This window comes from Actinomadura sp. 6N118, from assembly GCF_044326415.1.
In the GTDB taxonomy this organism is placed as follows: Bacteria; Actinomycetota; Actinomycetes; order Streptosporangiales; family Streptosporangiaceae; genus Spirillospora.
Genome location: NZ_JBIRAZ010000035.1, coordinates 64,580 through 80,941, shown reverse-complemented (window position 1 = coordinate 80,941; position 16,362 = coordinate 64,580). Strand labels below are relative to the sequence as shown.

The window sequence follows — 16,362 nt, the reverse complement described above, 5'->3', positions numbered from 1 at the left end:
CGCCCGCACCCTCGCCCGCACCCTCGCCCGCGCCCTCGACTGCGCCCGCTCCCGCGACCTCAACCCCCTCGTCCGCCCCACCCCCGACCACGCCCGTGTCCGCGACCTCGCCCTCGACCTCGATCACGCCCGCGACCGCGTCCTTGGTCTCGCCCTCGACCTCGATCGCGTCCTTGATCGCGTCCCTGATCGCGACCTCAATCGCGACCTCGATCGCGCCAGCGCCCACCTCGACCGCACCCTCGCCCGTGTCCTCGACCTCGACCTCGCCCTAGCCCTGGCCATCTGGGCGGCGCAGCTCCTTTCCGAGGCCGTGGACGCGATCCCGGTCGACGCGTCCGGAGCGGACCTGTCGGCCCTGCGGGTGAGCGACCTGGCGGTGCTGGCCGACGTGCTGGCCGGGGTGGTGTGGGACGAGCGCACCGTGTGGCCGGCCGGGTGGCGTGAGCGCGTCTACCTCCGTTCGGAGCCGCTAGGCGGCGGCCGGTACCGGGTCCGCGGTGGCACCGAGCGGGATCCGGTATCGGGCGTGCCGGTCACCTGACCACCAACCGGCCCCCCTGCTGGCCCGCAGGGGCCGCGGGGTGTCCGGTTCTGGGTTGCGGTAACCGGGCCTTACCGAAAGCTGGACACCTGTCCGGAATTACATCCCGGTCGTTATCCACGAGGCAAGACGAATTCGCAGGTGACCGGGGCTTGGATGGTTCCACTGCGCTCAGAGCTCGCGACGTTTGTCTAGACGCTCATGTAACGTGCCGATGTCCTCTCCTCTGGACCGTACGGGTGCGGGCGTCGGACGGTCCGGCGCGGGGCACCCGGCCCGCCCCTCAAAGGTGGCCGGGGAGGGAGGATCGTCCGATGGGCGAGCCCCAGACGAAGCGGGACGGCGGATCGGGCTACTGGCGGATTCGGATCGCACTTGAGGTTCTCAAGACCGCGATCTGGACCGGGTTCCAGTGGGTCCGGCACGGCGGACCGTTCGGCCCCTTCTAAGGGACCGAAGAGCCCCCTACCAGGTAATGCCTTGACCGGGCAGGTAGGGGGCTCTTTCGTGCCCGTCTACTACGAGGTTGCGTAGTCGGACCGGCGTGGCACGTTACGCGTAACGGCGACGGCCACACGATAGCCCGAGATTCCGCGAACTCATGTTGAACGCAGGCTACATGACAGTTGTTTTCCCAGGTCAGAACCATAACTGAAAATGTGCATAGTACTTCGCAGGATCTGCATACTGGAGGCGCGAGGGCGCTGTTCGCTGGCCCGCGACGCCCCGATCCCTCGGGCCGGACAGCGAGTCAGCGCGGGTCGTCCAGACCCATCCACCAGCCTGCCCCGGTGCCGTACTGCCACAGCCACACCCACTGTTCGGCGCGCTGTGCCGGTCGGCCCGGCGCCGGGCCCGTCACCCGGAGCCGGTACGCCTCGGCGACGGTGCCATGGGGGACCTTGTGGTGCTCGATGTAGTCCGGGTGCCGCCACCGCTCGGCGACCTCCTCCACGAACCACTCCAGGCCGTCATGGCCCTCGATCCGTTCGGGACGCTTGTCGGGACTGCCCAGAGTCCTCGCCCATCGGGTGATGACGTGCCTGCCCACGCGCTGGCCCTTCCCCTTCTCGCGTCGGCGACGGGGAAGAGCCGCCAGGCTTTGATCGTCCTAAAGTCTAGGCGCGCGGCGTTTGCGCTGGGAGCCAGGTCTGTTCCGCTTCCGAAGCGGAACGCCCGTCGGCGCGGTCACCCGGGGTTATCCACAGAATGCCGTTCGCCTTCCATCGTGAGCTGGTGGGCCGTCAGGGTCGATGGCATGGACGAGGCGACGCTCACGCCGTACCGCACGTCGACGGACCGCAGGCTGGCGTCATTGGCGCGGTGGCTAGCCGGCTTACCGGACGCGAGTACAGCGAGCGGTCGGCGGTGGCGGGGTGAGTTAGGCCAGCGGCGCGGAGTTAGTTTTCTAACTTGCCATCGATCCCGCCTAGCACCTGGTGTGACCTGCGGAGAGTTAGATCAGTTAGCCGAGTTAGGTCTACTCGCGGAACACCTGCGGATGCCTGGAACGGCAGCGAATGGGCCTGGCCGGCGACCTAACTCACCTCCGATCGCTCGCCGCCCACGGTCACGCCGTATGACCAACTGCTTGACCATCCGCCGCGGGCCCGGCAGGCGCGGCCCGGGCAGGACTGGGACGACGTGACCTAGACCCGTCCGGTATGCCCGGCGCCGACCACCGCGCTTGTCTTCGTCTTTCCCCTCGTGCCTCCCTTGCCGGATCCTGGTCTGGCTGGACGGCACCTGGAAACTCGCTCAGGCGCCGTGGCTGCCGATCCCAGCCGGAGGACGTCTCGCCATCGAACCGCTGTATCCGCCACGGGCCGCTCAGCGCCGTACAGGCCGCGCGGACCGCATACGACTCGCGGACCGCGCGACAAAGACGGCGCCCTAGAAACGACTAAACCGGGACATTCTCGCCCAGCTGTCCTGAAATTATGAGCAAATGGCTCACGTCATCAAGATCGTTCTTGTGGAGCCGGGAGGGGGATGCCTGCGGCAACAGGGCTTCCCTCCCTCCCAACTCCAATGGAGTGCTCGACCGGACCGTTGGCGAAGCGCTCCAAGCGAATGGCCGTAACCAAATCGTGACTGAGGTTGGCGGCGTATTCGCTTACTGGGGACGATAGTGGCCCTGGCGGCGTGCGTATTTCAACGGTAGGCGTACGGGCAGCGTACATGTTGCGAACACCTGGTTGCGGCGAATCGCTCGCCGACCTGCTCCGTTGCTCTAAACAACCCAATTATTGATTACGGCGCTGCAACAACCAGACGCGTTGATGATCGTTGTTGTGCATGCCATATGACAGTACTGAAATAACGTGGGAGTGGGTGAATTGTCCACTGGCTCGGTCTGCCTCCGATCGTGAAGGCTCACTACCTCTGGACGGAGCCCTGGGAGGAGGGCGATGATGGCGCCAGCCATCCCCCGGAAGCGGATGTCGCGGCGGCAACTGCGACATCCGAGTTTCTCATTTTCTGGGGGGTGGAGTCTCGACCGGACCAAAAAGGCGAAGAAGGTGTTCGATGCGCGATGCGCAGTTGAGAAAGGGTCAAGCCCGCAGGATTCGTGGCCGGTTTCACCGGTTTCATTCCTGGTGTCTGAATCCCTCGCCGACGAGGCGGGCAGTGGTCACGGTAGTGATCATCGTCATTGTGCTGCTGGCCCTGGGTTTCACCCCGCAGGAGACCGCCGCCCTCTTGGTGGGTGTTGGTGCGGCGGTCTCCGAGATCGAACGGCATCGTGGCGCCTGTCCTCGCAGGTCTCTTGTATCTCGATAGCCACCGCGTGCCATGGGGCGCCCAGAGAAGCCGATCGATCTGGCGAGTCCGTATGCCGAACTCGCTCAGAAATTGCGGGACCTTCGCGAGCAGACTCCCGGCGGCAAGCCCACATACCGTGACATGGAACGGAACTGCGGAGTGTCTGCGGCGGCCCTTTCCCGGGCCGCCAAAGGCGTTGACTTCCCGACCTGGCATGTAACCAGCGGCTATCTCAGAGCCTGCGGCCAGGATCCAAGGCAGTTGCGCGCGTACTGGGCAAGCTTCGCTCCGGAAAGTCACGCTGTCCACGATGCGCCCATGCCGAAGGCCGCGTCATCGGAGACTGCACCTGAGATTGCAGCTCCGGAGGCTGCCCCCTCGGAGACGTATCCGGGAGCCGCCTCTGAGGGGGCAGTCTCCGACCAAATCACCCTCGCAGAATTCCAGTCCGACCTGTTGAAGATCAAGGAGGGCACGGGCCTCAGCTTGCGGGACCTGGGGGCCCAGATGATGTATTCCCACAGCACCGTGGCCAGGTTGTTCCGCGGCCCAAAGCTTCCCTCCTGGAACCTGGTTGAGACCTTCCTGAGGCACACCGACCACAAAGGGGAGGACATCCTGCTGTGGAAGCAGGCGTACTTCCAGATCCAGGCCCGACAAAACCCGCTTCCCCCTCTCCCTCGGCCAGGGTTTTGGCCCAAGTGGTGGAGATGGACCGCGGTGGCGCCTGCGGACGTGGCGGCCATCGCAGTCCTCGTTGCGCTCGTCCTGGCCAGCCTGTTTTGGATCCGAGAGTGATGCCTTCGATTCGCCCGAGCCTGAATGAGCAACGATCAGCGTGTTGATCATGGCCGGGAGTCGGCCCGCGCCGGCGGGAGGCTGACGAACCGTTCGTCAGCCTCCCGCCGTTCGACCGTTGGGACTGGGCTGCCCGCCGTGCTGTCCGCCATGCTGGCCGGTCAGCGCGGTCATGCTTCCAAGGTCACCGGCGCCTGGCCTCATAGCAGGAGGTGAGTTAGACGGCGGTGATCGAGTTAGATTTCTAACTCGTTGCCTCAGCGCCCCTAACTGGGGGTCTGAACTGGGAGAAGTTAGGTGAGTTAGCCGCGTTGGCCGCCTGAGTGGGCGCCCGGATCGGGGTGTGAGACGGCAGTCCGGCGCCTTTATCGGGGCTAACTAACCACACTCGCGCGGTGTTCCGTCGCCCGCCAGTGCAGTTCGTCGACGGCGACGAGAATCCCGCCGATCTCGACGACGAGCGGGATTGCGTCGCCGCCCAGGTGGACGGCGGGCGCCGCGACGAAACCCACTCGGCCCCGACGTCCCCCAGATTGATTGAACATCGGGCCACCTTCGCGCCGTTGGACGGCATCGCTGGCCTGTGCTGTTGGGCGGATCGGCCAATGCCACTCTGACCGGCATTGGCGGCGCGGCATCTGTTGGTGGTTTGTCTACGTCTACGTCCACCTCACGCGCCTGCGCGCGTTGGGGGTGACGTGCGCGTAGACGAAGACGAAGACGTAGACAAACTCCGGGCGAGTGGCTTCCGCGCGGCTCTGGCCGGACGCCTACCAAGGTCAGCCGGAGCGCGGCCAGACGCGCGATCCGCACAAGAGCCCGACCATCAACGCTTACAGACAGCACACACACCAAGTTCAATTCTTGAACGATGACGAACACCAGACACATGACTGACGACGAACACCAAACGCATGATCAAAGCACCACAAGATCAATCGTTTGTACCCATGTATCACCCTGCGGGTGATACCAGCCCAGGTCAGCGAGGGGACTGCGGGTCCGGCCGGTGGACGGTGCGGGTGACGGGAACGGGTGGTCGGTAGGTGGCGTGGATCGTCAAGCTGGGCCCGGCGGCCGGGCAGGTGGAGTACCGGCTGGCCGAGCACGCGGGATGCGGCCTGGCGGAGGTGGTGGGGGACGGTCTGGGCGAGGCGGCCGAACCCGACGATGCGGTGCTGGCGTACCGGATGGCCGATCGGGGCGAGCGCGCGCTGATGTGGATCGGGTCGGGGCTGGCCGAGTTCGGAATCGAGCCGGGCAGTGATCTGGTGTCGGCGGCCGACAAGGACACCGCGCGGGCGATCATGGACGGGGTGGACCCGCGCACGGGCGAGGTGCTGCTGCAGCCGAAGATGGCCGCGCACCCCGGCAGCCGGCTGCGGGCGGCGCCGTACGTGGAGGCGCTGCGGACGGCGGCTGAGGAACGCGGCGTGCCGGTCAGCGAGCTGCCCGCCAGCAGGAAGGCGGCGGCGCGGATCGCGCGGATGGTGCGCGGGGTGCACCGCGAGGGCGACGCGCACCGGGTGCCGGCCGGGGACCTGGCCGCCATCGCCACGGCGACCGGCGTCGGCCTGGACGGGGTGTTCGACCCGGACGAGCTCGCGGCGGCGATGGCGTTCGTCGACGCGCGGGTGCGGGTCGGCAACCGCGGCTACGAGCTGGCGCTGGATGTGCCCAAGTCCACCAGCGTCCTGTACGGGATCGGCGGCAAGGATCTGGCCGATGGCATCGAGGACGAGTGGGTGGCCACCGTGGTGGAGACCACGGCGCTGGCCGAGGCGTGGGCCTCCTACGGCATGACCGGCACGCACGGCCGGGGCCGGTCGGCGACGCGGGTGGAGTCGTCGGGATTTTCCGGGTGGGTGATGTGGCACGGCGTGGCCCGCCCGGTGGAGGGCGCCGTGCCCGACCCGCACCTGCACGCGCACGTCAACATCGCCAACCTGGTGCACTGCGAGCCGCACGGCTGGTTCGCGCCCGGCAACGGCGGCATGGAGCTGCACCAGGGCGTGCGCGCGTTCGGCGCGTTCGCCCAGGCACGCATGCGGCACCGGCTCATCGACCGGTACGGCCTGGTGCACGAACGCGACCCGCAGACCGGCGCGTGGGAGCTGACCTCCGTCGACCAGCGGGCCCGCGCCGTGCTGTCCAAACGCGCCGCGCAGGTCGAGAACCAGCTCCTTCACGACGGCGTTGATCCGGCCGCCGCGACCAGCGCGCAGCGCAAACTCGCCGCCGCCAAGACCCGCGAGGCCAAACCCGGACCCGCCGCCAATCAGGCCGCCAATTCGACCGCCAGTTCGCCTGGAGACTCGACCGGAAGTGCCGGAACCAGCGTCGACAACAACCGCCAGGAGCCGCACGCGTTGGAGCCGGTGTGGCGTGCCGAGCTGGCGGCGGCAGGGCTGGATCCGGACGCCATCGTGGCGGCCGCGTTGGCGGGCGGCGCCAGCGTCGGCCAGGACCTGTCCGCCGCCGATCTGGGCGCCAGGTTGTTCGATCCGGAGTCGGGGCTGACCGCCTACCGCAAGCGGATCGGGCCGGTCGACCTGGTCGCCGGCGTGTGCGACGCCTCACCGTCGGGCGTGCGCGACTACGCCCACGTCGAAAAGCTCGTGGACGGGGTGCTGGCGCACCCGGACTGCCCGGTGGTCAAGCTGCCGCCCGGCCCGGCGTTCCGCACCCACAACGTCCGCTACACCACCGCAGACATCGTGGCCGCCGAGATCTCCGGCATCACCGCCGCCCGAGATGGTTTTGACGCCGCCACCGCCGTCATCCCCGGGCCCGCCGCCGAGGCGGCGCTGGCGGCGTTCGCCCGGTCGCGAGGGTTCGAACTGTCGGCAGAACAACGGCAGGTGGCGATGCGGCTGATGACCGGCGGGCACGCCGTCGACGCCGTCATCGGTGTCGCCGGCTCCGGCAAGACCACCCTGATGAGCGTCGTCCGCGCCGCCTACACCGGCCAAGGGCTACGTGTGTGCGGCGCCGCCACCGCCGCGGTGGCGGCCGCCGGGCTGCAGGCCGAGACCGGCATCCCCTCGGCCACCATCGCCACCTGGTTGCGGCGCATCGAGGGCGGCGGCCCCGACGGTGAGGGCCTGGCCGACGTTGACGTGCTGGTCATCGATGAGGGCGCGATGGTCGACGACCGGCAGCTCGCCGCGCTCCTGGATGCCGCCCGGCCCTCGCCGGAAAATCCCGGCGGGACGAAGGTGATCGGCATCGGCGACCCGCTGCAGCTGCGGGCGGTCGGTGTCGGTGGCCTGTTCGCCGGGATCCACCGCCAGGTCGGCGGGCTGACGTTGTATGAGAACCGGCGCCAGCGCGACGCCGAGCACCGGCGCGGCCTGCGGTTGTGGCGCGACGGCCAGGTGGATGAGGCGCTGTGGGTGTGGGCGCGGGCCGGGATGGTCCACGACGGGCAGCTGCCCGCCGACACCATGGACACCCTCATCGACCACTGGGCGCAAGCGCGGGCCGCGCTGTACGCCGGGCCCGGCGCCGCGTACATGGACGTCCACGAAGAGCTGAACCGGGTGCTGATCCTGGCGGGCAGCAACGTCGACGTCGACCGGCTCAACCAGCTCGCCCGCGCCCACCGCCGCGGCCGCGGTGAGATCGTCGGCGACGACCACCTCTACCGGCGCGACGACGGCACCACCATCGCGCTGGCGGTCGGCGACCACGTCCGCGTCCGCCAGAACGACTACCGCACCCGCCGCAAGAACCCGCCCCGCGATGCCGTCGACGTCCTCAACGGCTACCGCGGCCGCATCACCGCGATCGGTGGCGACGGCGCCGTCCAGGTCGAATGGCGGCGCCTGCTGCCCGGCGGCGCCACCACCGACGAACGCCAATGGCTGACCGCCGGCTACATCCGCGCCGGTGGCCTGACCCACGGCACCGCGATGACCGTCGCGTCCGCCCAAGGCGTCACCTGCAACATCGCGCTCATCTACGGCCTGAATTTGGACCCCAACTCGCTCTACTCAGCGATGGCGCGCTCGCGCGAACCCGCCCACCTGTACCTGCCGCGGCTGGCCGTCGAAACCCCTGCCCACGCCGCCACCTTCGGCGACCCGGCGGATGCCGACGACGCGCTCGCCCGCACCCTGCACGCCTACCGCGACACCCTGTCCGGCGGGCCCGACACCCTGGTCATCACCGACCTGGGCATGGAACCCCGGCCACTGGCCGAAGCGCAGCCGCCACCGCCCGGACCCGAGCCTGACCTCACCCAGGTCCAGACCGTCCAGTACCAGCCCGCCGAGCGCTGGCCCAGTGCCCAGGCCGCCCGGCCCGCCGGCGCCGGCCGCCAGAGGCTTCCCCAGGCGCAGCCCGTCCCCTCCCCTGGTGAGGCGTCACACGACAGCGGTCGGTGGGATCGGCGGGCCGACCGGGTACCGCCCTGGACCCAGCGCCCCTACGGGCACGTCCCTGCTGACCAGCTCACCGCCGCCATCGACACCGCCCTCCGGCGGCAACAGCGGCGCCAGGAACACGCCGACAACGCCGTCATCGACGCCTGGACGGCGCTGCGCGCCGCCCAGACCGGACACGGCCCGCGCCGGCGACGCCTCACCCAGCGGCTCCAGGCCCTGCAGCACGCCGCCGAGGCCGGTCAACAGGCCCGCCACCTCGACGCCCAGATCAACGCCCTGCAGGACGAACAACGAGCCGACCACAACCAGCAACTCAGGCTGTACGAGCTGCGCGCGCAGCCGCTGATCAAGCGCCTGATCACCGCCGCCCCCGGGCAACGGACCCGCCGCCAGCTCACCACCGCGGCCGACACCCTTGCCGAGCGGATGGGCCGCTGGACAGAGGAGATCGAGCGGCTACGAGCCCGCGCCGCCGACGCTCACCACCGCGGCCGCCACCCCGACGACACCCAACCCCGCAGCCACCCCGGCCGGGACAGCAACAACGCCACCCGGGTCATGGCCGACCTGCACCGGACCCGCACCAGCTGGGACGACCTGGCCGCAACCGCCATTCGCGACGACGTCGCCGACGCCACCGCCCAGGTCGACACCGCCACCGCCGCGGCGGCCGCCGCCGGGCACCTCAACCCCCGCGTGCTTGCTCTTATCGAGGAGATGGCCACCCGCTCCAACCTCCCCGATCAACGCCACACCAGCGAAAGCACCGAACGCCACCGCCACCACATCCAGCAACAACAAGCCCAACGCGCCGCTCGGCAGCAACAGGCCCGGCGAGGACCAACCGAACAACACGAATACGACCCCGGCTACCACCATCGCCACAGGTACGGACCGGAACACGGCGGCCCCAGCTACGGCCGCTGACGAGGGAATGGTCCAAGCCCCAACGCAGGCCACCACCGCTCAGCAGGCCGCCACGCACCGGCCGTATCGCCCCGGACTCGACCGCGGCCACGGACCTTGCCGATGACCACACGATGACCAGGCGCTGGCGGCCAGTCAGCCTGCCTCACCGGGCACCGGCACCGTCAACCCGCTCGCTCCGCTCGGGGGGACGGCGCCCGGTCCCGGCGAGGCCCGACCCGGCCGGCCGCCGGGGCCACCAGTGGACCGGGCCGTTGTACGTCACATCATCGGCGTACGTGAACAACGTGACGTACGCCTTGGTTTCGCGGGACCGCGCCCCGGAACCGGATGATCACGGTGTAAGTCGAAGCAATCATGACCGTGAAGATCTGGCAGCCCGCGGAGCCTCCGGACATCGAGGACCAACTCGTCATGGCCTATCTCACTGAGTTGGCGGAATGCGGGGTGACGGTGACCAGGGCAGAGCGCGAGCCTGATGCTGAGAACGGCACCAATATCGCGCTCAGGCTCCGCCTCCCCAGCGGCGAGAGTTTGTATGCGAACTTTCCGGGGGTGCCCGTCGAGTGGCTGCGGCGCCCCGACGACTTCCGCACCGAGTGGACCGAATGGGAAGAGGCCGTGGGGTCGGGCCCAGAGATCTTCATTCAGCACCACGGCAGCTACACGTGGCGCGAGGCCGTCGAAGCAAGCGTCCGAGTAACGCGTGCGCCCGACTCTTAAGGGAATGGGAGTGCCGCCGGGTTGTCGCGTACAAGGTGAGTGCCAGGGACGCCAAGTTCGGAACGGGCACAGGTGTGGAAGTCGTCGAGCGCTTGGGTGAACGATCGGATCGCCTGATGAAAGTCTTCGGCGCTGCTGCTGACTCCGCGGGCGAACTGCATCAAGATCCTTGCCTCCTCGTTCACCCGTCTGAGCGTTGCAAGGGTCTCTGCACTCGCCAGCAGGGTTACCTGCTCACTGGACAATGACCGCCGAACGCTGGCTTCGGCGATCAGCGGCAGACCCTCTTCGGGAGATAGAGGAATGTTTCGATCATGGACGCCCCGTGCCGCTGTGATTCGCTGGGCGAGCATGTGCACTTGCTTGACGTCCCGGATGTAGCCGGCATAGGCGTCTAGCTTGCGGTCTCCCCATCCTTTTGCCAGTTCCCGGCGGAACCGGGCACGTTCGCCCAGCGAGCCGACCAGATACGAAGCGATCGCTCCCAGAGCAACGCCGCTGAGGGTGAAGATTTGATCGGCAGCGGCCATCAAAGACCTCCCAATTTCGCGTCACCCGTTAGACGCCGCTCCAGGTCCGCACGTGCCGCTGAGCCGTGACGCACGTACCAAACGCCTCCACCGAAAAACGACCAACGCATCCAGCAAGCCCACCGCCGTGCCCAGCAGACTGGCCGACGCCGACGCGGCCCCCCGTCACCCCGGGCTACGACCAAGGCATCTGCCGCAGCCCGGACTGAGCCTCTAACCCCCGGTCACCGGCCACAACTGCGACGACTCAGCACTCGCGGACCCGCTGCCCGGTGAGCCTGCCTCACCGGGCAGCGGGCACCGGTCAGGCGCGACCGGCTGACCGCAGGGACCGCCAGCAAGCCGAGCGCTGTTCGTCAGCCCCGGACGCCGCCGACATTGATCTTGCTGGGGCGCGATGTGTTCCTCGCCGGCGCGCGAGCCACACTTGATCCACAAGTCCCGGTCCGTCGACACGGTGGCTCTGGTTTTCGGGTACATCTCCACCGTCGCGTCGTGCGGGGGGAGGGCCAGATGGATGATCGCGCCCAGCGGCATGTCGCGCAGCTGGCCGAGGCGCTCGACGTGCTCGGCATCGAGTGGAAGCCGGACCCGGTTCCGGGTGCCGAAGCCGCCGCGGTGATGTGGGCGCACGCCCTGCTTGGGGCCGCCGAGGCGCACCTGATCGGTGCGGAGATCGAAGCCGGGAAGCAGGGCCTGACGTCGAGCCGCTCCGGGAGGCGTTCGGGTCAGTGCGCGATGAGGTGGTGGCGGCCGCCGCGCCGATCGATCCAGGCCCGCTACTGCTGACCACCCGCACCAGCCAACTGCTGGCCGACCTGACCCGAGCCGCCGGCCCGGACGAGCAGCAGCCTGACGATCCCGTGCTGGCGACCGCCCGCGACGCGGTTGCCCTCGCCTCCGCCGTCGTCGCCTACCACGCCACCGCGCGCCGGGCAGAGCGGACCGGCGAGGACGCGCGCCCGTCCCTGACGCTGGCCGTCCGCATGGCTCAGCAGCTCACCAACCGGCTCGCCCAGATCACCAACCCCGGATAGAGGGGAGCGGACACCTGTCCGGACAGGTGCAAGTACCGTCCTGGAGGACGAGCGAGAGACCAATATGTATCGACTCGCCCACCACGGTCACAGCGCCTCAGGTTCCGGTACGGTCTTTCCCAGGACACGAACAGGCGAGATCTCCGCCCCCGATCCGGCCGAGGAATTCCCGGCCGGACGGCCGGGAAGATGAGGAGATCACGATGCTTGTGAAGGTCCTGCGCTGGATCAGCGCCCGGTTGCGGTGCGTGTGGGTCTGGCAGGCCGCGGCCGCCGGAGCCATCGGCGCGGTCGTGACCGCCGTCCTACGCCGCTACGGCGTCTGACTGGCACACGAAGGCCCCCCCAAAATGCACTTGGGGGGGCCGACGTGTGTCTGTGGGGCGTTGCCTGGCAGGCGACGCCCGTACGCCGCTAACCATACATTCAATGACCATGTTTCCGCAGGTCACGCTGAAAGCGTTGCGCCCTGCGCAAGTCCTTTGACCTGCCCAACCCGGGCACTGATGTGACTTGAGTCACATCACCTTTGACGCCTTTTAGTGCATGTCGTGCGTTTTTCGAGCATCTGGGCTGAACCAAAACGGACAGACCAAAATCCCGCATTTTCACGTCAGGGACGCTTACAGGAAGTGCCTGGACAGGTGTCCAACTTCCGGCAAGCGGGGGCGCATTTGTCGTCAGTTAGCAACTGGACAACGGTCCGACGATCTTGTGGTTCCCCATGAGGGGTCAGGCGGGGGATGCTTCGGCGACGATGCGGCCGCCGCCGTCGGCGGCTGGCTCGATCCGCCACTCCGCCGGCAAGACGTGCCCAGCATCTGCAATGGCCACCGCGGCATCCTCCAGCTCAACACCTCGCTTGAAGGTCGCCCCGCTGAAGTTGGCGTTCCTGGAGAAGGTCGCCCCGCTGAAGACGGCGCGCCTGGAGAAGGTCACCTCACTGAAGACGGCGTTCCCGGAGAAGGTCGCCCCGCTGAAGTCGGCCTCGGAGAAGGTCGCCCCGCTGAAGTTGGCGTCCCCGGAGAAGGTCGCCTCGCTGAAGACGACGTTCCTGGAGAAGGTCGCCCCGCTGAAGACGGCGACCTCGGAGAAGGTCGCCCCGCTGAAGTCGGCGGCATCGGAGAAGGTCGCCCTGCTGAAGACGGCCTTCCCGGAGAAGGTCGCCCCGCTGAGGATGGCGATCTCGGAGAAGGTCGCCTCGATGAAGAGGGCGTCCCTGGAGAAGGTCGCCCCGCTGAAGACGGCGACCTCGGAGAAGGCCGCCCCGCTGAAGACGACGCCCTCGGAGAAGGTCGCCCCGCTGAAGCCGGCGTTCCCGGAGAAGGTCGCCTCACTGAAGCCGGCGGCATCGGAGAAGGTCGCCTCGCTGAAGTCGGCGTCCCTGGAGAAGGTCGCCTCGATGAAGAGGGCGACCTCGGAGAAGGTCGCCCCGCTGAAGCCGGCGGCCCTGGAGAAGGTCGCCCCGCTGAAGACGGCCTTCCCGGAGAAGGCCGCCCCGCTGAAGTCGGCGGCCTCGGAGAAGGCCGCCTCGATGAAGACGGCGTTCCAGGAGAAGGTCGCCCCGCTGAAGACGGCGTTCCAGGAGAAGGTCGCCCCCCTGAAGACGGCGTCCCCGGAGAAGGTCGCCCCGCTGAAGACGGCGGCCTCGGAGAAGGTCGCCCCCCTGAAGTCGGCGGCCTCGGAGAAGGTCGCCCCCCTGAAGACGGCGTCCCCGGAGAAGGTCGCCTCGATGAAGTCGGCGTTCCAGGAGAAGGTCGCCCCGCTGAAGACGGCGACCTCGGAGAAGGTCGCCTCGATGAAGTCGGCGTTCCAGGAGAAGGTCGCCCCGCTGAAGACGGTGTCCCCGGAGAAGGTCGCCCCGCTGAAGACGGCGCTGGCCAGTGTGCACTGGGCGAGAGTGAAGTCGATGAGGGTGGCGCCGGTGAGGTCGAGGTGCAGCCCGGTCCAGGCGACGGTGGTTTGGGGTTGCAGGTGGGTGTGCAGGATGCGCTGGGCGGTGAGGCGGACTTGGCGTTCCTCGTGCGGGTCGGTCTCGGCGGGGGGCTGAGGGAGAGCGGCGGGCCAGGTCCCGGCGCGGGTGGCGGCGCGGGCGGTGTGGTAGCGGCGGACCGCAGCGTGGTGCTCCTGTCTCGGGTCGGTGGAGTGCTTGGGCGGGCTGTAGGGCATGCGCAGGTAGGCGCAGATGATGTTGACGATGGTCTGCCGGTGGGCCGGGTTGTCGTTGGCCAGCCGTTCGAGGGTGTACAGCGCGGTGAGGCGGACCGGGGCCTTGTCGGAGCCGAGCTGTTCGGCGGCGGCGTTGTAGAGCTCGGTGACGCGGCGTTCGGCGGTGTCGTACTCCTGGTGGGCCTGGCGGCGGAACGCCAGGCTCAGCGTCACGACGGCGGCCGCGCCGGCGCCGGCGGCCAGGCCGGTGCGGACGGCGTCGACGCGGACCTTGGCCCGGTCGGTGCCTTCCTTGGCGTCGTTAGCGGTGCCCAGCAGCCACGCCGTGGTTACCCAGATCGCCGCGGCCGCCGCCGCGGCGGCGGCCAATATCCAGATGCCTGCTTTGAGTGGCCGCACCTGCCGCTGCCTGGCCGCGCGCCGCTTGCCGAGCGTCGCCCATCCCCGCCGTACCGGCTGCAGCACACCCACCAACACACGAACCCCCGCCGCGCCAGAGATCCCCCTTGCTCTGCGCCGAACGTATGCCCAGCTCTGCACGGCCCGCACCCGTCGGCCGATACCGGACGTCACCGGACCGAAGCGGGTCGTCAGTTTGGAGGTCTCGCGCGTCCGGGGTGTTCACTGGTTGGTGCCGTCGCGCGCGCGTAGCTCGCGCAGGTTGGGGATGTGGTTGTACAGGGTGCCGGGCGAGACGCCGAGCAGCCTGGCGATCGAGGTGATCGAGTGCTCGGGGTTGGGCAGCATGTCGCGGGCGGCGCGTAGCAGGTCCTCGTTGACCACGGTGGGGCGGCCGCCGACGCGGCCGCGGGCCTTGGCGGCGGCCAGACCTTCGCGGGTGCCGGCGACGATGAGTTCGCGGATGAACTCGGCGAGGGCGGCGAAGACGTGGAAGACCAGGCGGCCGCCGGGGGTGGTGGTGTCGAGGTTCTCGTGTAGCGAGGTGAAGCCGATCTCGCGGCGGCGCAGGTCGCCGACCATCGTGATCAGGTCTTGCAGCGAACGGCCGTAGCGGTCCAGCGCCGGGACCACCAAGGTGTCCCCGCGGTTGAGGAACGCGTGGCACGCCTCCAGTTCGGGGCGCTCGGCGTTCTTGCCGGACTTCTTGTCGGCGAAGATGCGCCGGCACCCTGCCCGGTCCAGGACGTCAATCTGGCGCTCCAGCTTCTGGCCGCGCGTGGAGACGCGGGCGTAGCCGATGCGGATCTCGCTGAGCATCGAGGGGAAGGCGGTCAGGGGGTCGTCGGGCAGTTCCAGCGGCGGGCGCGTGCTCGTCATGCTGTCCAGACTCTCAAAAAACGGTATCCGGATGTTGTTGAACGTAGCGATCGCCGACAGGTTGTTGAACGAGTTTTTGAAGGGTTCCGAGCGGCGCGCCGTCCCACCCTGACCGAGCGCATGATCATCTGCAATAAACGATGGTTTGTTGAAGACACGGAACAGGGTCAGAGGCCGGTGCCAAGTAGCGGGTTGTGGGTCCAGCGGTCGATGTCGCGGACGTAGCCCAGCACCTTGCGCGACCCGTCGCGCCAGCGGCCGTGACGGCCGATGAGCAGCGGGTCGGCGCCGCCGAGGTAGGCGCCGGTCGCGCCGCCCGCGCGCAGGCTGTGCGGGGCGATCCCAGCGTCGCCGAGACCGGCCCGCTCGACGATCTTGCGAACGGTCTGGTACAGCGCGGTGTCGGAGATGCCGCCGGGCTGGATGGCGCCGGTCTTGTGGATGCGGCGGAACACCGGGCCGGTGGTGTGACCGGCGGCGGTGAGGATGCCGGTCCAGGTGCGCCAGGCCAGCACCGGGCAGGTGGCCGGGTCGCGGCCGAACGGGATCGCCACCTGGTGGCCGATCGCTGACTGGTCGGTCTTTGGAGCGGCGTACCAGCACGTCCAGGCCGTGCTCAAGGTCGGCGACGTCCTCCAGGTCGAGCGCGACCAGTTCGCCGCGGCGCGCCATCATCGCCCACCCCAACAGCAGGATCAGCCGGTCCCGCGCGATGGTCGCCGGCGGCCGCGGCGCCTCGCCGACCGGGCCCGGGCACGCCTCGATCATCACCCGCAGCTGCGCCACCGACAGCGCGGCCGCGCGCCGCGCCGTGTTGGGGATGCCTTGCTCGGCGCGCTCGTTGCGGTACGCCTTGATGACCGCCAACGCCGCGGTGGTCGGCGGCGGCGGGTGCCCGCCGAGGCGATGGATGCCCCGGATCACCGACATCATCCGCGACAGCGAGGCCGGTGCCAGGCTTCGGTCTGCCAGCTCGGACATGAACTCCGCGAGCGTCTCGGGCGTGCACGGCAACGGCGTGCGCCCGGCCGACAGGCACCAGCCGGTGAACACTCCCCAGTCGGCGGCGTAGACCCGGCGCGTGCCCGGCGGAATGGACGACAGGATCCGCTCGGCCACCCGAGGCGACACCCTCCGGTCGGGTCCCGCATTCGCCCCCGCCACCTGCCACGACAGCAGGGCATCCACCGGCCCGTCGACCT

General features: G+C 69.0%; 15 protein-coding genes and 1 pseudogene. 10 read left to right on the top strand and 6 right to left on the bottom strand.

Annotated features, from left to right (window positions below; genetic code table 11):
* Together ACH34W_RS50810 and ACH34W_RS50805 are read left to right on the top strand one after the other, a co-directional pair.
* Positions 1–544 (top strand): hypothetical protein (locus ACH34W_RS50810; RefSeq protein WP_395968491.1); only part of this gene is annotated, 544 nt, incomplete at its 5' end.
* A 314-nt stretch (positions 545–858) separates the two neighbouring features.
* Positions 859–993, top strand: coding sequence for a hypothetical protein (locus ACH34W_RS50805; RefSeq protein ID WP_395968490.1), 135 nt, complete (start codon positions 859–861; stop codon positions 991–993).
* Positions 994–1,295: 302 nt separating this feature from the next.
* Here ACH34W_RS50805 and ACH34W_RS50800 read toward each other — a convergent pair whose 3' ends face one another.
* On the bottom strand, positions 1,296–1,595 hold the full coding sequence (locus tag ACH34W_RS50800; RefSeq protein WP_395968489.1) for a hypothetical protein: 300 nt from the start codon (positions 1,593–1,595) through the stop codon (positions 1,296–1,298).
* Positions 1,596–3,340: 1,745 nt separating this feature from the next.
* Here ACH34W_RS50800 and ACH34W_RS50795 point away from each other — a divergent pair.
* Positions 3,341–3,565: pseudogene (locus ACH34W_RS50795) on the top strand (helix-turn-helix domain-containing protein); the annotation flags it as partial.
* Positions 3,566–3,628: 63 nt separating this feature from the next.
* Positions 3,629–4,108, top strand: a complete 480-nt coding sequence (locus ACH34W_RS50790) for a hypothetical protein (RefSeq protein WP_395968495.1) — start codon at positions 3,629–3,631, stop codon at positions 4,106–4,108.
* A 374-nt stretch (positions 4,109–4,482) separates the two neighbouring features.
* Here the strand turns inward: ACH34W_RS50790 and ACH34W_RS50785 are convergent, their stop codons facing one another.
* Positions 4,483–4,653 (bottom strand): hypothetical protein, encoded by a 171-nt coding sequence (locus tag ACH34W_RS50785; protein WP_395968488.1) that lies wholly within the window; start codon positions 4,651–4,653, stop codon positions 4,483–4,485.
* Positions 4,654–5,154: 501 nt separating this feature from the next.
* Between ACH34W_RS50785 and ACH34W_RS50780 the strand changes: the two genes are divergently transcribed.
* Together ACH34W_RS50780 and ACH34W_RS50775 are read left to right on the top strand one after the other, a co-directional pair.
* Positions 5,155–9,423 (top strand): AAA family ATPase, encoded by a 4,269-nt coding sequence (locus ACH34W_RS50780; RefSeq protein ID WP_395968487.1) that lies wholly within the window; start codon positions 5,155–5,157, stop codon positions 9,421–9,423.
* Between the two features lie 357 nt (positions 9,424–9,780).
* The gene (locus ACH34W_RS50775; protein ID WP_395968486.1) at positions 9,781–10,146 is read left to right on the top strand and encodes a hypothetical protein; all 366 of its coding nucleotides are present in this window, start codon (positions 9,781–9,783) and stop codon (positions 10,144–10,146) included.
* Here ACH34W_RS50775 and ACH34W_RS50770 read toward each other — a convergent pair.
* On the bottom strand, positions 10,143–10,676 hold the full coding sequence (locus tag ACH34W_RS50770) for a hypothetical protein (protein WP_395968485.1): 534 nt from the start codon (positions 10,674–10,676) through the stop codon (positions 10,143–10,145). The two genes, ACH34W_RS50775 and ACH34W_RS50770, sit on opposite strands and share 4 nt — an antisense overlap.
* Positions 10,677–11,189: 513 nt before the next feature.
* Between ACH34W_RS50770 and ACH34W_RS50765 the strand changes: the two genes are divergently transcribed.
* The 3 genes from ACH34W_RS50765 to ACH34W_RS50755 all read left to right on the top strand — a co-directional run bounded on the left by ACH34W_RS50765 (position 11,190) and on the right by ACH34W_RS50755 (position 12,039).
* Positions 11,190–11,465 carry a hypothetical protein gene (locus ACH34W_RS50765; RefSeq protein ID WP_395968484.1) on the top strand — a complete coding sequence of 92 codons (276 nt, stop codon included), beginning with the start codon at positions 11,190–11,192 and terminating at the stop codon, positions 11,463–11,465.
* Positions 11,408–11,713 carry a hypothetical protein gene (locus tag ACH34W_RS50760; protein WP_395968483.1) on the top strand — a complete coding sequence of 102 codons (306 nt, stop codon included), beginning with the start codon at positions 11,408–11,410 and terminating at the stop codon, positions 11,711–11,713. The genes ACH34W_RS50765 and ACH34W_RS50760 overlap by 58 nt, the downstream gene beginning before the upstream one ends.
* Positions 11,714–11,916: 203 nt before the next feature.
* The gene (locus ACH34W_RS50755) at positions 11,917–12,039 is read left to right on the top strand and encodes a hypothetical protein (RefSeq protein ID WP_395968482.1); all 123 of its coding nucleotides are present in this window, start codon (positions 11,917–11,919) and stop codon (positions 12,037–12,039) included.
* Positions 12,040–12,445: 406 nt separating this feature from the next.
* Here ACH34W_RS50755 and ACH34W_RS50750 read toward each other — a convergent pair whose 3' ends face one another.
* The 3 genes from ACH34W_RS50750 to ACH34W_RS50740 form a co-directional block, all read right to left on the bottom strand.
* The gene (locus ACH34W_RS50750; RefSeq protein WP_395968481.1) at positions 12,446–14,353 is read right to left on the bottom strand and encodes a pentapeptide repeat-containing protein; all 1,908 of its coding nucleotides are present in this window, start codon (positions 14,351–14,353) and stop codon (positions 12,446–12,448) included.
* A 150-nt stretch (positions 14,354–14,503) separates the two neighbouring features.
* The gene (locus tag ACH34W_RS50745) at positions 14,504–15,100 is read right to left on the bottom strand and encodes a recombinase family protein (protein WP_395968494.1); all 597 of its coding nucleotides are present in this window, start codon (positions 15,098–15,100) and stop codon (positions 14,504–14,506) included.
* A 227-nt stretch (positions 15,101–15,327) separates the two neighbouring features.
* Positions 15,328–15,780: a hypothetical protein gene (locus ACH34W_RS50740; RefSeq protein ID WP_395968480.1), complete on the bottom strand. Its 453-nt coding sequence runs from the start codon at positions 15,778–15,780 to the stop codon at positions 15,328–15,330.
* A 92-nt stretch (positions 15,781–15,872) separates the two neighbouring features.
* Between ACH34W_RS50740 and ACH34W_RS50735 the strand changes: the two genes are divergently transcribed.
* Positions 15,873–16,232: a hypothetical protein gene (locus ACH34W_RS50735; RefSeq protein ID WP_395968479.1), complete on the top strand. Its 360-nt coding sequence runs from the start codon at positions 15,873–15,875 to the stop codon at positions 16,230–16,232.
* Positions 16,233–16,362 lie beyond the last annotated feature (130 nt).

What these genes read in the sequence shown, in the direction of transcription:
- ACH34W_RS50805 (WP_395968490.1), top strand. Translation starts at nt 859, where the DNA reads ATGGGCGAGCCCCAGACGAAGCGGGACGGCGGATCGGGCTACTGGCGG.
- ACH34W_RS50735 (WP_395968479.1), top strand. Translation starts at nt 15,873, where the DNA reads ATGGTCGCCGGCGGCCGCGGCGCCTCGCCGACCGGGCCCGGGCACGCC.
- ACH34W_RS50765 (WP_395968484.1), top strand. Translation starts at nt 11,190, where the DNA reads ATGGATGATCGCGCCCAGCGGCATGTCGCGCAGCTGGCCGAGGCGCTC.
- ACH34W_RS50790 (WP_395968495.1), top strand. Translation starts at nt 3,629, where the DNA reads ATGCCGAAGGCCGCGTCATCGGAGACTGCACCTGAGATTGCAGCTCCG.
- ACH34W_RS50770 (WP_395968485.1), bottom strand. Translation starts at nt 10,676, where the DNA reads ATGGCCGCTGCCGATCAAATCTTCACCCTCAGCGGCGTTGCTCTGGGA.
- ACH34W_RS50745 (WP_395968494.1), bottom strand. Translation starts at nt 15,100, where the DNA reads ATGCTCAGCGAGATCCGCATCGGCTACGCCCGCGTCTCCACGCGCGGC.
- ACH34W_RS50755 (WP_395968482.1), top strand. Translation starts at nt 11,917, where the DNA reads ATGCTTGTGAAGGTCCTGCGCTGGATCAGCGCCCGGTTGCGGTGCGTG.
- ACH34W_RS50775 (WP_395968486.1), top strand. Translation starts at nt 9,781, where the DNA reads ATGACCGTGAAGATCTGGCAGCCCGCGGAGCCTCCGGACATCGAGGAC.
- ACH34W_RS50785 (WP_395968488.1), bottom strand. Translation starts at nt 4,653, where the DNA reads ATGTTCAATCAATCTGGGGGACGTCGGGGCCGAGTGGGTTTCGTCGCG.